This window comes from Sutterella sp. (assembly GCF_030539355.1).
Lineage (GTDB): Bacteria > Pseudomonadota > Gammaproteobacteria > Burkholderiales > Burkholderiaceae_F > Sutterella.
On the sequence record NZ_JAUNSF010000014.1, the window covers coordinates 1 to 15,063 of the forward strand.

Below are 15,063 nucleotides of genomic sequence, written 5' to 3' on the forward strand. Positions count from 1 at the left end.
TCTTCTCTTTAAACAGTGGTCGTGAGGGCCGGGTGTTCGGGAAAATCCAGCAATTTCGGTTCCAGAGGCGCTCTGATAAGCTTCTCCCCGGAAATATCTCATCCTCTCAGAATACCTGTGTTCCATCTACGAAGACCCGGGGCGCCGCGCTTCGCCGCGGCCCTGCTCGCGCCGCTCCTCGCGATGCTTCTCACCGCGGGGCCGGCCTCGGCCGATTCCGGGGTGACGCCCGACATCGTCTCCGGCCCGAGCATCAATCTCAATGTCGTCCGCTCGATGCAGTACCGCGAGGACTCCGTCGAGCCGGATCTCATGCCGGCGGACGCCTCGGCGGCCGAGCCCGGCGACTTCGTCTTCGCGATGGAGGAGACCGGGCGCAATGAGGTGTACCTGCGCACCTTCATGCCGCTCGTCGAGGCGCTCAAGATCGCCTTCCCGGAGAGGCGCGTGATCGTCCGGCGCATCCCCTCGCGCGGATTCGCGGAAGTCGTGAGGACCGAGAAGATTCCCTTCGCGGTCGCCACCGCAGGCACCATGGTCACGCTGATGGACGAGGCCGCGGCGCTGCCGCTCGCCGCTTGCGAGCGCTTTGGCAGCGACGGCGAGGGGCCCGACGAGGACGCCTCCGGCGCCGCCGGCGGCCTTCTCGTGGTGAAGGCCGAGCGCGATGACCTCGGCAGTCTCGAGAGTCTGAAGGGCGCGCGCATCGCCGTCGAGAGCTCCGTTTCCTTCGGCCCCTGGCAGTGGCTCGCCGGGCGCCTCCTCTCAGAGGGCCTTGACCCGGAGAAGTTCTTCTCATCGGCCGTCTGGCGTCCGCATGATCTTCCCGAGGTTCTGAACACCGTGTACACGGGCGGCGCCGAGGCGGGTCTCATCTCGCTCTGCACCTACGAGCGTCTCGTCGTCGAGGGCTCGATCGACCCGACGGCCTTCCGGCCCGCGGCGGTGCTCGAGGGCACTCCCGGCGCATGCCGTTCGAGCACCCCGGTCTTCGTCGACTGGACGCTCGGGTACCTCCCGACCGCGGAGAGCAGCGCGGTGCGCCGCGTGGCGGCGGTCGCCTTCAGCATGCCGGCGATCGACGGCTGGCGCTGGGGCACGCGCGTCGACCTCTCGGCCGTGAGGAACCTCATGGAGGCGCTCCACTGGGGCCCCTATGCCTATCTCGACGAGCAGACGGTCATGGGGTTCGTGCGCCGGCACGCGCAGTTCTTCATCTTCTTCGCGATCCTCTTCTGCTTCGTCACCTTCCACGCCGTGCGCTCGCGCTATCTCGTTCGGGTGAGGACGCGTGACTTGGTCGCCGCGCTCGCCGAGCGCGACCGCATGGAGGAGGCGGCCCGCGTCTCGCGCGAGCAGCTCTCCGCGGTCGAGCGCGTGGGCCTGCTCTCGCAGATGAGCTCGATGTTCGCTCATGAGCTCAAGCAACCCCTTTCATCGCTCTCGAACTACATCGGCGGACTCAAGCTCTGGAATTCCCGGCGTAACGCCACGGACGCGGACCGCGAGCTCGCCGCGGGGGCTCTGAACGCCATGGCCGAGGAGACGGCGCGCATCACCTCGATCGTGAACCGCGTGCGCGGGTACGCGAAGCGGAGCACCGAGCCCCTGAAGCCCGTCGACTGGACGGCGGTCATCCGCCGCGCCGTGATGATCGTCATGCGGCACGACACGCGCCGCGTGCCGATCCTCGTTGCGCCGGGCGCCTGTCTCGCCGCCGACGAGGCGGACGACCGGGTGTCGACGGTGCTCGGCGACGCGCTCGAGCTCGAGCTCCTCACGATCAACCTCATTCGCAACGCCGCGCATGCCTCGAGCGAGCGCAGCGACGGCTTCGTGAGCGTCTCGCTCGCCCGGGAGGACTCGGGCTTCGTCCTGCACGTGACCGACAACGGCCCGAAGCTCACTCCCGAGGGATTCGCCCGTCTCACGGGCTACGGCGACTCCGTGAAGCAGGAGGGGCTCGGTATCGGACTCTCGATCTGCCGCGGCATCGCCGACCGTCACGGCGGCGTGCTCCGCTTCTACCAGCTGCCTACGGAGGGCATCTGCGCCGAGGTGGTGATCGAGGCCTATGAGGGTGACGGCACCGGAACTGATACAGAAGAGGCGGACGACGCCCGGAAAGGAGAGAACGATAAATGACGGACGACATGAAAGCCGGGGCCCTGGTGCGCCTCGTTGACGACGATGATGAACAGCTGAAGAGCCTCGCCTTCCTGCTCCGCATGGGCGGCTTCGAGGTGATGGCCTACCAGAGCGCCGCGTCGCTCCTCGAGATGGACGATCCGAGGCGCCCGGGGTGCCTCGTGCTTGACCACCGCATGCCGGGGATGACGGGCATGGAGCTGCAGGCTGAGCTCGTTGAGCGCGGCAGCCTCCTGCCGATCATCTTCCTCTCCGCCCACGGCGACATTCCGATGGCGATGCAGGCCGTGCACCGCGGCGCGATGGACTTCCTCGTGAAGCCCGCCGAGCCCGACGTGCTCCTCGCCGCCGTCGAGAAGGCCGTGAAGAAGAGCTTCGAGGACTTCGCCGCCGACGCCGGTCAGTCCGACCTCGCGCAGAAGGCCGCGACGCTCACGGACCGCGAGATCGAGGTGGCGAGGCTCGTTGCGGCCGGGCTCCTCAACAAGCAGATCGCCGACCGGCTCTCCATCTCGCTCGGCACTGTGAAGCTTCACCGCGGCAACGCCGCGAAGAAATTGGGCGTCCGCTCGGCCGTCGCGATGGCGAAGGCCCTCGAGCTCGCCGGTCTCCTCGAGGCCGGGGGAGCCGGGCAATGACCTCGCGCAGAACACTCGTCTGCGGCATCGCGGCCGCCGGAGCGCTCGGTCCCGCCGTGCTCCACGCGACCGGAGCGCCGGTGACGGACACGCCCTATGACGTGATCGTGCTCGGAAGCGGCGCCGCAGGGCTTGCCGCGGCGATCTCGGCCCGCGAGGCCGGCGCCGCGCGCGTGGCGATTCTTGAGAAGACCGCGATCGCGGGCGGCCACACGCTCGTGAGCTCCGGCATGGTGAACGCCTACGACCCGTACGGCCAGGCGCGCATGGCGCGTCGCGACTCGCCCGAGCAGTTCTTCCGCGACACCTTCGAGGGCGGCGGGCAGCTCGGCGACCCGGATCTCATCAGCCGGATGATTGACGGCAGCGAGGACATGCTCCGGTGGCTGCGCAGCTGCGGCGTCGAGTTTGACCCGAGGCTCTACGAGGCCTACACGGGCGTCTTCCCGCGCGCACACAAGACGATCTGGGCGAGAAGCGGCGCGGAGTACGTGACGAAGCTCCTCGCCCATGCCCGCGCGCTCGGCGTAGAGGTTCACTACCGCACCCGGGGCGAGCGGCTGCTGCTCGGACGGACCGGCGCGGTCGAGGGCGTCGTCGCCCGCTCCACTGCGACGAACAAGACGGAAACCTGGCCCGCGAGGAGCGTCGTCATCGCCACCGGCGGCTTCGGCGCGAGCCTGCCGCTCCGCACCCGGTGGGCGCCGGAGATGCCCTCCGAGCTCGGCACAACCTACAGCCCGGGACGCATGGCGGAGGACCCCTCGACGGGCGACGGCATCCGCATGGCCACCCTTGCAGGCGCCGCGCTCACAGGCATGGAGCACCTGATGGCGATTCCCTTCTGGGGCGGCCGCGTGCTCGACTACCCCGGAGCGGAGATCTTCCTCACGCTCGACGGCGACCGCTTCACCGACGAGACCGCCGCCTGGGACGTGGTCTTCGACGACCTCGCGCGCACGGGTGGCACGGAATTCTGGGTCATCACGGACTCGAGAAGCCGCAAGGGCGCGACCTTCGCGACGAAGGTCCAGCAGGGGCTCGTCGAGAGCGCCGAGACGCTCGATGAACTCGCGACCCGCATGAAGATCAAGCCGGTGAAGCTCCGCGAGGTGATGGCCCGCTACAACGAGGCCGCCAACACCCAGACCGACCCGGAGTTCGGGCGCACCCGCTTCCTGCAGGACCTCTCGAAGCCGCCCTTCTACTTCGGCCGCGAACGGTTCGAAGTGCACTACACCTGCGGCGGCATCGCCATCACGCCCGAGGCCGAGGTGAAGCGCGAGGAGGAGGGCATAATTCCCGGTCTCTACGCCGCGGGGGAGACGACGGGCGGCGTGCACGGCAGTTTCCGCCTAGGCGGCAACGGCCTCACCGACGCCTTCGTCTTCGGCAGAATCGCAGGCGCCAACGCAGCGGCGTTCGCCTCCCGCAAAAACTGATTTCCACGAATCGCAGCAACACCATGTTTCTCGACCGACGCATTCTCATCTTTGACCTTGACGGCACCCTCATCGACTCGCTCGGCGTCTGGAGCCAGGTCGATCAGGAGCTCGTCCGCAGGCTCTCGAACGACCGCGTCCACCTCACCGAGGACGAGGCCGGTGAGCTGCGCGTCTCCGCGATGCGCCGGCACGGCGAGGGCTCGGACGCGTACCTGAAGTACATGGTCGAGATGAAGCGCGACTTCGACCTCCCCGGCACGCCCGAGGAGATTCACCACCAGCGCTACGAGCTCGCGCAGGAGTTCCTGCGAACCCGCGTGAAGTACCGCCCGGGCGCGGGCGAGGTGATCCGGACGCTCAAGTCGCTCGGGAAAACGCTCGCCATCGCGACGACCACCCGCCGCAGGAACATCGTGACCTACGCGACCGAGAACGAGTGGCTCATGGCCGAGGCGCCCCTCAACGAAAATTTCGAGCTCATCCTCACGCGCGACGATGTCGAGCACGTGAAGCCCGACCCGGAGGTCTTCACGAAGATCATGGCGCACTTCGGCGCGAAGCCGGAGGAGTGCCTCGTCATTGAGGACGCGCTTCCCGGCATCGTCGGTGCCCGCGCGGTCGGCATCGACTCCGTGGTGATTTCGGAGCGCTACGCCGAGCCCATGCGCGAGCAGCTTGACCGCGCGGCCGTCGCGCGTTTCGAGACCCACGCGGATCTGCTCGCGGCCATCAGGTCCGAGGCCGGCCGCTGAGTCTTTCAGTTCTTCCCGAACCGTTCCTTCACGAGCGCCGAGAGCTCCGCCTCGGCCTCGGCGTTCATCTCGCCGCGCTCGATCGCCTCGCGGTCGCGACGAGGAAGCTTCGCGAGGACAAGCGCGTGCGAGGCGGCCACGAGCTCCCGGATCGCCTCGTCGCTCACGTCCGAGTCAAGCCGGACCGTGATCCAGAGGCGCTTGTTCATATGCCACGCCGGCGTGATGCCGGCGTAGAGGCGCCGCAGACGCTCGCTCTCCGCCGGGTCGCACTTCAGGTTGAGGAAGGGGCGGTCCGCGTCATCGAGGCCGAGGAGCCCGAACCACTTCTTTCCGACATAGAAGACCCGGTACTGGTCCGAGGGCGGGGTGCGGAATGGCATCGCGTCCCAGGCGCCCGGGAGCGTGAGCGCGTAGCGGCGGAGTTCCTCGACGGTCATGGCGGGTTCAAATTCAGTGAAGCAGTTTCCGGCCGAGTCTCTGCCCGCCGGAAACGAAACGGCATCCGAAGTGAACTGTACCGCGGATGCCGTTTTCGTCAGAGTCTCAGTTGAGAGCGGATCAGCTCAGAACAGCTCCGGTGCAGCCCGAGCTCACGAGCTTCGCGTAGCGAGCGAGGTAGCCCGTGGTTACGCGCGGGGCGCGCGGCTTCCAGGCGGCGCGGCGGGTGGCAAGCACCTCGTCGGAGACCTCGACGCGGATCGAGCCCGTCGGGATGTCGATCGAGATCGTGTCGCCTTCCTCGACGAGCGCGATCGGGCCGCCCACGGCCGCCTCTGGCGAGACGTGGCCGATCGCGGCGCCGCGGGTGGCGCCGGAGAAGCGGCCGTCCGTGATGAGCGCGACCGAGCTGCCGAGGCCCGAGCCCATGATGGCCGAGGTCGGGTTGAGCATCTCGCGCATGCCCGGACCGCCCTTCGGGCCCTCGTAGCGGATGACGACCACGTCGCCCGCGACGATCTTGCCGCCGTAGATGGCGTTCAAGGCATCCTCCTCGCAGTCGAAGACGCGGGCGCGGCCCTTGTGGCTCATCATCTCGGGGGCGACCGCGGAGCGCTTCACGACGGAGCCCTCGGGAGCGAGGTTGCCCTTCAGAACGGCGATGCCGCCCTCGGGGGCGATCGGCGCGTCGACGGTGTGGATGATGTTCGTGTCGAGGATCTTCGCGCCGGCGATGTTCTCGCCGACGGTCTTGCCCGTGACGGTCATCAGGTCGGTGCGGATGTGGCCGAGCTTGGCGATCTCGGCCATGACGGCGCAGATGCCGCCCGCCTGGTCGAGGTCCTCGATGAAGTGGTTGCCCGCCGGGGCGAGGTGGCAGAGGTTCGGCGTGCGGGCGGAGATCTCATTGGCGACCGAGAGGTCAAGGTCGATGCCGCACTCGTGGGCGATGGCCGGGAGGTGGAGCATCGAGTTGGTCGAGCAGCCGAGCGCCATGTCCATCGCGAGCGCGTTCATGAAGGCGCCCTCGGTCATGATGTCGCGCGGCTTGATGTCGTCGCGCACGAGATCCATGATCTTCATGCCGCTTTCCTTGGCGAGGCGCAGGCGGGCGGAGTAGACCGCCGGGATCGTGCCGTTGCCGGGAAGCGCCATGCCGAGCACCTCGGAGAGGCAGTTCATGGAGTTCGCCGTGAACATGCCCGAGCAGGAGCCGCAGGACGGACAGGCCTTCTCCTCGAGATCCTTGAACTGGATCGGGGTGATGCGGCCCGTGCGGAAGGCGCTCACCGCCTCGGAGATGTTGGAGTAGGAGACGCGCTTGCCCTCGAAGTGACCGGCGAGCATCGCGCCGCCCGAGATCACGATCGAGGGGATGTTGAGGCGCGCGGCGGCCATGAGCAGGCCCGGGACGTTCTTGTCGCAGGCCGCGACGAGCACGAGGCCGTCGAACGGATGCGCGATCGCCATCGCCTCGGTCGAGTCGGCGATCAGTTCGCGCGAGACGAGCGAGTACTTCATGCCGACGTGGCCCATCGCAAGGCCGTCGCAGACCGCAATCGCCGGGAAGACAATCGGCACGCCGCCCGCGAGCGAGACGCCCTGCTTCACGGCCTCGACAATCTTGTCGAGGTTCATGTGGCCGGGGACGATGTCGTTCTTCGAGCTGACGACGCCGATCAGGGGCTTGCCGATTTCGGCGTCACAGAGGCCGAGTGCCTTCAAGAGGGCTCGTTGCGGGGCGGCGTTGATGCCGTTGTGTAAGGGGTCGCTACGCATGAGCGGGTGCTCCTTGGTCTGGGTTTGGGTGTTCCTTGAGTTCTCTGATTGTGTGTGTCTTCGCCGCAGACGGCCCGGGGAAAGGCCGTGTTTTTGCAGAAAGGGAATTGAAGTGTACCTATCTGAATGATTTTTGGAAATAATGAAAAAGACTAACGGGGTTTTTGCTTAGGCGGTCTGTCTCAGTCGTGATCCGCGGTTCCCGCCGGCGGCACCGCGGGCACGAAAAAAGGGCACCTCCCGCTGAATGGGAGATGCCCGTTTCCGGCCTGAGCCGCAGGGGTTTCGGGGCGATCGGATCAGACCCCGGAGAGCTTCCTCACGATGCGGTAGAGAAGCTGGTTCTCCATCACGAGGGGCTCGCGGTAGGCGAAGAACACCGTGCCCTCGACGCGGCCGGAGCGCACCTCGCGGAGCGTCTCGCCCGTGAGCGGGTCAATGATGAGACCGACCAGGCTGTCCCTGGCCACGTAGTCCGCAGGGTTGACGAGCGGGCGGAAGATGCCCGCGCGCGGCGCGCGGATGGCGGCGAGGTCAGGCTCGGCGATGTGCACCGACTGGTAGCCCGGGTGGATGTCGAGCTTGATCGCCTTCTCGGCGACCAGGTAGCGCAGGATCGCGTTGATGGCCTCCTCGGCGCTCGCCTCGTCAATGTGGCCCGTCGACTGCGTGAGCATCGAGAAGGCGCGCGTGTTCCAGATCTGCCAGTTGTAGTTGAGCGTCGTCGTGTCGATCGGCGTCGGGATGCGCTTCATCACGAACGGCAGCCCGAAGGCGTCGCCCGTCGAGGCGTCCTGGTAGGGCGTGTCCATCATGCGCACGTGCGTGACGAAGTCGCCTCTCAGGTAGTAGGAGCCGAGCTGGATGCCGTTCTTCCAGCCCTGGAGGTGCTTGAAGATGCCCGCGGCGATGCGCTGCGTGGTCTCGCCCTCGCTGTAGCCCGGGAACATGCGGTTGATGTCCGTGCCGTCCATCGCCCAGAAGCGCTTGCCGATGTTGATCGAGCTAGGGTTGAGGACCGGGACGACCTCGACGGTCTTGCCGGGCAGGAACTTGCCGGCGGCCTCGATCTCCTTGAGGATCTTGACGAGCTTCGAGCAGATGTAGAGCTGCTGGACTTCGTTGCCGCGCGTCGGGCCCACGATCACCGTGTTCTTCTCGCCCGAGCCGAACACAAAGCCCGTGATCACGAGCGGCTCGCGGTGAAGGCTCGGCATGCGGAAAACTTCAATCTTCTTCATCACGCCTCCTTCTTCACGGTCTGACGCTTCGCGGCGCGCTTCGGCGCGGCCTTGGCGGGCTTCGCTTCAGCCGCAGGAGCGGCCGGGGCCTTCGCGGCCTCGGGGGCCTGCGCCTGCTTCACTTCAGCGGCCTCAGGAGCGGCGGCCTTCGCCCTGCGGCGGCAGGGAGCGCGCTTCGGCTTCGGCGCGGCGGGCTCCGCGGCCTTGTCCGTCGTTTCCTTCTTCTGAGCGGCCTTTTCCGCCGCGGCCTTCGCAGACTTCGCCGCGGCCTTCTTCGCCGCCTCGCTGTCGACGTCAAGGATGCGGGCGAGGAGCGAGCCCGGGTTCACGACCGGGTACTCGCGCAGCGTGAAGACGAGGCCGTTCGAGGGGCTGCGCACCTCCTCGAGAACCTCGCCGGTGACGGGATCGGTGACGATGCCGAGGAGGTCGCCCTTCCTGAGGCTCATCCAGTGCTCGATCTCGGGGATGAAGATGCCGGCGGCGTTGGCGTTGATGAAGCCCACGCGGCCGTCGGTGGAGACGATCGGCTCGGTCACCTTCTCGACCGGGCCCTTCCAGATGCCGAGGGTCTTCGCGAGATTGAGGAGCCCCGCGAGCATCTTCTCGCCGTAGTCCTTCGTGATGCGCATGCCGACGCCCATCTCAGCGACGAGGCAGGGCGTGCCGATCGAGTTGAGCGACCAGGCGAGCGTGCTCTCAAGGACGGTCGCGGCCGCATGCACCCAGATGAAGTCGCAGTTGAGGGTCTTCGCGAGCGGAACGAGCTTCTCGGCCGTGTTCACGTTCACGCGGACCTGCGGGATCTCGCGCAGGAAGATGTTCGAGGCGTGGATGTCGACGACGCAGGAGGCGCCGGCCATGTCCGCGACGATCTTCGCGGCGATGACTTCCTCGGTGGTGCCGCGGGCGTCGCCGGGGAAGATGCGGTTCATGTCGAGATCGAAGCGCGGGATGCCGCGGGTGATCGTGTCAACGCCGAGCGGGTTGAGCGCCGGGTAGATGTCGACGATGCCGGTGAGGTACTCCGGATGCGCGGCGATCGCGCGGTTCATGAGCCAGCAGACGTACTGGCCCTCAAGCTCGTCGCCGTGGGTGCCGGTGACGACACAGAGGCGGGGAAGCTTCTTCGCCTCCTCGGCCGTCGTGCCCTCGGGCTGCCAGCGGTTGCGGCGGATCTGCATCCGCTCGGCTACCGGGAGGCGAAAGGAAACGATGTTCTCAAGCATGTTCGGGTTGATGGGTGTTCAGTTTGCAGCGCTTTTTCGGTCTTGGTGCCGTTCAGCGCCTGGAGAAGACGGACTCGACGGGGATGAGCGAGGCCGTGGTGCGGATCGCCTGCATGCGGACGCGGGAGAAGACGCCGCGCTCGATCGCCGCCTGCGTGAAGTCGGCGCCGCGGGCGAGTGCGAGGTACGTGTCGCCGCAGGCCTTGCCCTCGGTCGGGTCAAGCGGCAGCCACCGCTCGCCCGTCCAGGCCTCGATCCAGGCGTGGGTCTCGCCCGTGCCGGCGACGAGCCCGGCCACGTAGCGGCAGGAGATGCGCCGCATGCGCAGGAGCGCGAGCATCACGTGCGCATAGTCCTGGCAGACGCCGCGGCCGGAGCGGAGCGCCTCCTCGGCGGTCGTCGCCGTCGAGGTGCTGCCCGATTCGTACGTGAGCGCGCCGTGGGCGCAGGCGAGGATGCGGTCGATCTGAAGCTCGATGTCGTCGGGGAGGCTCCCGAGGGTCTTCGAGAGCGCCTCGAGCGTCTCGCCCGGCCTCGTGAGCATCGAGGGGTAGGCGAGCCATCCCGGCCCGTGAACGGTGTCATAGCGGTCGGGAAGCACCAGGGCGAGGCCCTTCGAATGGAAGTGGAATGTCGAGTGCTCGTCGTCGATCCTGCCCGTGAAGACGCGGTTGCCGAACGGAGGCTCGACGAGCTCCGCGCAGAACGCGGCCGGGCTCACCGTCAGACTCGCGCTGATCACGCGCTGGCGGTTGCAGGAGGGCGGCGAGGCCCGCAGCCTGAAGACATGGCCTTCGGCTGCAGGTTCGAACGTGTAGGTGGTTTCCAGACTGAATGCTACTTTCAAGGGACACCTCGGGGTCGGGATAGCCTTTGCGGGGGTCTCGGGCCTTGGGGGATCAGATCTCGTTGATGAGATCAATCGCCTCGGCGCGCTCGGAGGCTGAGAGGTCGGGCTTGAGGAAGAGGTCCTCGAGACGCTCGAGCGCCGCGCGGGTCTTGGTCTTCCTCAGACCGCCGACGCGGTCCATGTAGATGAGCAGGCGCTGGAGCGTGACGCGCATCTCGGAGACGGGGATCTCGAGGCGCAGCTCGAGGTCGAGGCGTTCGATGTACTTGCCGATCAGGATGAGGGCGCGGCGCTGCGGGTCGAGCACCGTCTCCTCGAGGCTGCCCCAGAAGGCGAGGATCCAGTCGATGATCTGCTGCGTCTCGAGGAAGGCCGAGCGGGCGCCCCTCAGGCTCTCGAGGCGGTTGAGCGACATCTGGATGAAGGAGAGCGTCTCCGAGGAGATGAAGCTGCGCAGCACGAGCGCGTTGTCATAGGCGCGCGAAAGGTTCGAGTAGATCGAGTCGGGGTTCTTGGCGTCGTAGAGGTAGCTCTGCTCGAAGTCGGCCGCGTCCTTGTAGATGGCGTGCGGGATCGAGAGGCGGTCGCAGAAGCCCGTGTAGGCGCTGCCGTCGCCGTCGATCATCACGTCAAGGAAGCGGTTCACGATGCGCATCGTGCTTCCGACGCGTTCGGTGTAGCGGCCGAGCCAGCGAAGGCGGTCAGCCTGTTCGGCTGAAATGGCATGAGTGTGGTTCATTTTCTAATTCCGTCCGGTGGAGGTTCTTCGCGCAGTTCTCAGAGCGCCCTGGGCGCTTCGACCCAGGTGTCCTTGAAGCCGCCGCCCTGGGAGGAGTTGACGACGAAGCTGCCCTCGACGCGCGAGAAGCGCGTCAGGCCGCTCGGCCAGACCTTCGGGCCGTCGGCGCCCGTGAGGACGAAGGCGCGCAGGTCAGCCTTGCGCGGAACAACCTCGGTGCCGGACTCGCTCTCGACGGCCACAGGCAGGTCGATGAAGTCGATCACCTCCTGGACGATGAAGCGGCGCGATTCCTTCTTGATGCGCTCGCGCCAGGCCTCGAGCGTCTTCTCGTCCATGTCGCGGCCGAAGACGACGCCGTAGCCGCCTGCCTCGGAGACGTCCTTGATGACGAGCTTCTCGAGGTTGGCGAGCACGTACTCGCGGTCCTTCTCGTAGAAGGGCAGGTAGGTCGGAGCGTTCTCGAGGATCGGCTCCTCGCCGAGGTAGTACTTGACCATCTTCGGCACGAAGTAATAGATGCCCTTGTCATCGGCGACGCCGTTGCCCGGCGCGTTGATGATGGCGACGTTGCCCGCGCGGTAGGCGTCCATGATGCCCGGGATGCCGATGAGGCTCTCCGGCAGGAAGCAGAGCGGGTCGAGATATTCGTCGGAGATGCGGCGGTAGATCGCGCCGACCTTGACGGCGCCCTGGGCGTAGTCGCGGAACCAGAGCTCGTTGTTCTCGACGAAGAGGTCGTCGTTCGTCGCGAGCGCGAAGCCGGTCTTCTCGGCGAGGTAGCTGTGCTCGAAGAACGCGGCGTTGTAGCGGCCCGGCGTCATGATGACGCTGATGCCGTCGGTGGAGACGCTCTGCATCATCTCGGCGAGCATCTTCGGATAGACGCGGTTCTCGAGCACGCGCTCGCGGCGGAAGGTCTCGGGCGAGGCGCGGCGGCAGAGCTCGCGGGCGATCACCGGGTAGGAGGCGCCCGAGGGGATCCTCAGGTTGTCCTCGAGGACGTACCAGTGGCCGTCCTTGCCCTGGACCAGGTCAATGCCGGCGATGTGCGCCCAGACGCCGCCCGGAGGCGTGACGCCGTCGCAGGGCTGCAGGAATCCGGACGAGGAGTAGACGAAGTCCTCGGGGATCACGCCGTCCTTGATGATGCGCTTCGGACCGTAGATGTCCGCGAGGAACGCATTCAGAGCGGCGACGCGCTGCTCGAGCCCGCGCGAAAGCCGGGCCCATTCATCGGCCTTGATGACGCGGGGAATGGAGTCGAAGGGAAAAAGCTGTTCGTGAAACTCGCCGTTCTTGTAGAGCCCGAACTTCACGCCATAGCGCGAAAGAAGCTCGTTGATTCGGTCGGTGTTCTCAATGAGAGAGTCCATGAAATTCGCCTCGGGATGGTGCAGGCAGGAGGGGGATGGATGAATTCAAGCAATAGGCGTGCCTGAATTTTCCTGCCGGGTTGACGAGGAGGATCCAGATCGGGGCGCGAGAGAGGGTGTGTGTGCACCAGTTTGAATCCAGCAGTCAGTTTAGTGCACCAAATATGTGCGGTGCGTGTCTGCTGATTCCCGAAAACGGGAATGCGGGAGGCGGGGGCGCTGCTCCATGGACTGACGAGAGCGCTTCGAAGAACGTTGAATTATCAGGATGCTTCAGAAAACCAAAGTGACGCAAGAGTGAAAACGAGAACATCCCGAGGAAATCCAACGAAAACTTGAGCCGACGCAAAATAAGGCCGGAATAGGGGCCCGTAATGCCGCAGGGAATTCCCTGATGGAGAAGGAATTTGCTGCGATCGCAGATAAAATAGGAGTTGAGCAGAGACCCGCGCCCCGCGCGGACGGCCGCTTCCCCCTTCTTGAGCGCGCTTCACGCTTCTCTGAGCCTCCTCGCGTGAAGCATCCAGGCGCTCGCGGCTGCAGTTCGTCACTGATGAACAGTCTCTGCTTTGTTAACCCGCAGCAGCCCCTCCCAACCTCCACCGTCTCGGGTCTGCTGCGGGATTTTTTATCTGCGCCTGGCGCCTGCACACGAAAAAAAGGCATCCCGGCCGGGAGCGGCCGGAATGCCATGTCCACAAAGGAGAGTGCAGAAGAGTGAAAGTTTCGGTGACGGCCGGCCCCGGTCAATCGGGAGGAGGGAACCGGCCGTCAGCCAGGGAGATGATCAGGCGATTTTCTCGGCCGCGGCGTTCTCGCCCGCGATCTGGCCGAAGACGAAGAGGTCGAGGATCGCGTTGCCGCCGACGCGGTTCGTGCCGTGGATGCCGCCGGTGATCTCGCCCGCGGCATAGAGGCGCGGAATAGGATTGCCCTGCCAGTCGAGGCACTGCGCGCGCGTGTTCGTGTTGAGGCCGCCCATCGTGTGGTGCACGGTCATGCCGGTGTAGCAGGCCCAGAAGGGGCCCTTCTCGATGCGCTTGGTGAGGTTGACGGCGGTCTTCTGGAAGTCGTCGTCGCGGCCGTTCTTCACGAACACGTTGTTGTAGCGGTCGATCGTCTTCTCGAGGCCGTCCGGGTCAACGCCCATCTTCTCGGCGAGCTCGCGGATCGTCGGGGCCGTCCAGGCCTCGTTGATCTTGATGCCTTCGTGGATGGCCTTGCGGTTCACTTCGTCATAGCTCTCGAAGTTCTCGTTGTCGCAGACCGTGTAGGCATAGCGCTCAGGGGTGCCGAGCACCGCGTCGCGGATCACGTCGCGGCGCTCGCCCTCGTTGACGATGCGGTTGCCGCGCTTGTCGACGTAGATCGAGCCGTTCACGTTGAAGTTCAGCAGCAGCTTCATCTTCTTGCCGGCCGGGGCGCCCGGGGTGGACTGGATGAAGTCCATGCCGACGAGGTAGCCGCCGACGCGGACCGCGGCCATCGCCACCTCGCCGGTGCTGCCCGGGAGGTTGTCGGTGCCGAGGCCCCTGACGCGCGGATCATGCAGTTCGCGCAGGTACTTGTTCGCGCCGAAGCCGCCGGCGGCGAGCACCACGGCGCGCGTGGCGCGGATATAGCGGCTCTTGCCGGATTTCGTGACCTTCACGCCGAGCACGTCGCCCTCGAACGGGCGCTCGCGGATGATCTCGGTGACCGAGACGCCCGTCTGAACCTTGACGCCGAGGTCCTTGGCGGCCTTCGAGAGGATCGTGCCGTAGCCCTGGCCCTTAGGCAGCGCCGGGATGTGCGAGCGCGGGTAGAGCGCGCCGAAGATCTGGATCACGTTGTCCTTGAACTTCATGCCGAGGCTCTCGAGCCACGTGACCGCGCCGTAGGCGTTCTCGCAGAGCACGCGCACGCGCTCGGGGTCGCCGCGGAAGTCGCCGGCGGCGAGCGTCTGCTTCATGTGATTCTCGGGGCTGTCCTTGATGCCCTGGCGGGGCTGGCGGACCGGGTCGGAGGCGTTCATGAAGCCCTGGGAGACCAGGGTGTTGCCGCCCGTGAAGGCGAGCTTCTCAAGCACGACAACGTCCTTCGCGCCCTTCTGGGCGGCCTTGACGGCGGCGGCCATGCCCGCGCCGCCCGAGCCGACCACGATGATCTCGTGGGTCTCGTCCCAGACGATCCCGGGCGCGCACTGCGCACGGGCGAAGCCCGAGGCGGCGGCGAGCGCCGTGCCGGCGCCGGCCATCTTGAGCATGCTGCGGCGGTTGATGCGTTTGTCGGTCATGGAAGTCTCTCCTTCGTAATGGTCTTTCGTTCTGTTCCGGTTCGTGTCGGAAAGCCCGTGGTCCGAGGCTTTCGTCCGGATGCCGACATTCTCGTCGGCGAACATGCGCGCGCATGTTGGGTGACCTCAAGGGAGCGCGAGAAAGAATGA

At 66.4% G+C, this 15,063-nt stretch carries 12 protein-coding genes; 4 read left to right on the forward strand and 8 right to left on the reverse strand.

The window, feature by feature from the left end:
• Positions 1-117: 117 nt before the first annotated feature.
• The 4 genes from Q4F91_RS04020 to Q4F91_RS04035 are packed head-to-tail and all read left to right on the forward strand — an operon-like array spanning position 118 to position 4,983.
• Complete coding sequence (locus Q4F91_RS04020; RefSeq protein WP_303334790.1) at positions 118-2,145, forward strand: PhnD/SsuA/transferrin family substrate-binding protein; 2,028 nt, start codon at positions 118-120, stop codon at positions 2,143-2,145.
• Complete coding sequence (locus Q4F91_RS04025) at positions 2,142-2,786, forward strand: response regulator transcription factor (RefSeq protein ID WP_303334792.1); 645 nt, start codon at positions 2,142-2,144, stop codon at positions 2,784-2,786. The genes Q4F91_RS04020 and Q4F91_RS04025 overlap by 4 nt, the downstream gene beginning before the upstream one ends.
• Entirely contained in the window at positions 2,783-4,228 is a 1,446-nt protein-coding gene (locus tag Q4F91_RS04030; protein WP_303334794.1) for a flavocytochrome c, read from the forward strand. The genes Q4F91_RS04025 and Q4F91_RS04030 overlap by 4 nt, the downstream gene beginning before the upstream one ends.
• Before the next feature lie 23 nt (positions 4,229-4,251).
• Entirely contained in the window at positions 4,252-4,983 is a 732-nt protein-coding gene (locus Q4F91_RS04035) for an HAD family phosphatase (RefSeq protein ID WP_303334796.1), read from the forward strand.
• Positions 4,984-4,988: 5 nt separating this feature from the next.
• Here Q4F91_RS04035 and Q4F91_RS04040 read toward each other — a convergent pair whose 3' ends face one another.
• From Q4F91_RS04040 to Q4F91_RS04075, 8 genes are all read right to left on the reverse strand, one after another.
• Positions 4,989-5,423 carry an MmcQ/YjbR family DNA-binding protein gene (locus Q4F91_RS04040; protein ID WP_303334798.1) on the reverse strand — a complete coding sequence of 145 codons (435 nt, stop codon included), beginning with the start codon at positions 5,421-5,423 and terminating at the stop codon, positions 4,989-4,991.
• 121 nt (positions 5,424-5,544) lie between these two features.
• Positions 5,545-7,203, reverse strand: a complete 1,659-nt coding sequence (gene ilvD, locus Q4F91_RS04045) for a dihydroxy-acid dehydratase (protein ID WP_303334800.1) — start codon at positions 7,201-7,203, stop codon at positions 5,545-5,547.
• A 299-nt stretch (positions 7,204-7,502) separates the two neighbouring features.
• Positions 7,503-8,444, reverse strand: a complete 942-nt coding sequence (locus Q4F91_RS04050) for a M14 family metallopeptidase (protein ID WP_303334802.1) — start codon at positions 8,442-8,444, stop codon at positions 7,503-7,505.
• Positions 8,444-9,628 (reverse strand): M14 family metallopeptidase, encoded by a 1,185-nt coding sequence (locus Q4F91_RS04055; protein ID WP_303334804.1) that lies wholly within the window; start codon positions 9,626-9,628, stop codon positions 8,444-8,446. The genes Q4F91_RS04050 and Q4F91_RS04055 overlap by 1 nt, the downstream gene beginning before the upstream one ends.
• 97 nt (positions 9,629-9,725) lie before the next feature.
• Positions 9,726-10,520: a transglutaminase family protein gene (locus Q4F91_RS04060; RefSeq protein WP_303334806.1), complete on the reverse strand. Its 795-nt coding sequence runs from the start codon at positions 10,518-10,520 to the stop codon at positions 9,726-9,728.
• A 52-nt stretch (positions 10,521-10,572) separates the two neighbouring features.
• Positions 10,573-11,262 (reverse strand): alpha-E domain-containing protein, encoded by a 690-nt coding sequence (locus Q4F91_RS04065; protein WP_303334808.1) that lies wholly within the window; start codon positions 11,260-11,262, stop codon positions 10,573-10,575.
• A 38-nt stretch (positions 11,263-11,300) separates the two neighbouring features.
• Positions 11,301-12,638, reverse strand: coding sequence for a circularly permuted type 2 ATP-grasp protein (locus Q4F91_RS04070; protein ID WP_303334810.1), 1,338 nt, complete (start codon positions 12,636-12,638; stop codon positions 11,301-11,303).
• Between the two features lie 787 nt (positions 12,639-13,425).
• Entirely contained in the window at positions 13,426-14,913 is a 1,488-nt protein-coding gene (locus Q4F91_RS04075; protein ID WP_303334812.1) for a flavocytochrome c, read from the reverse strand.
• Positions 14,914-15,063 lie beyond the last annotated feature (150 nt).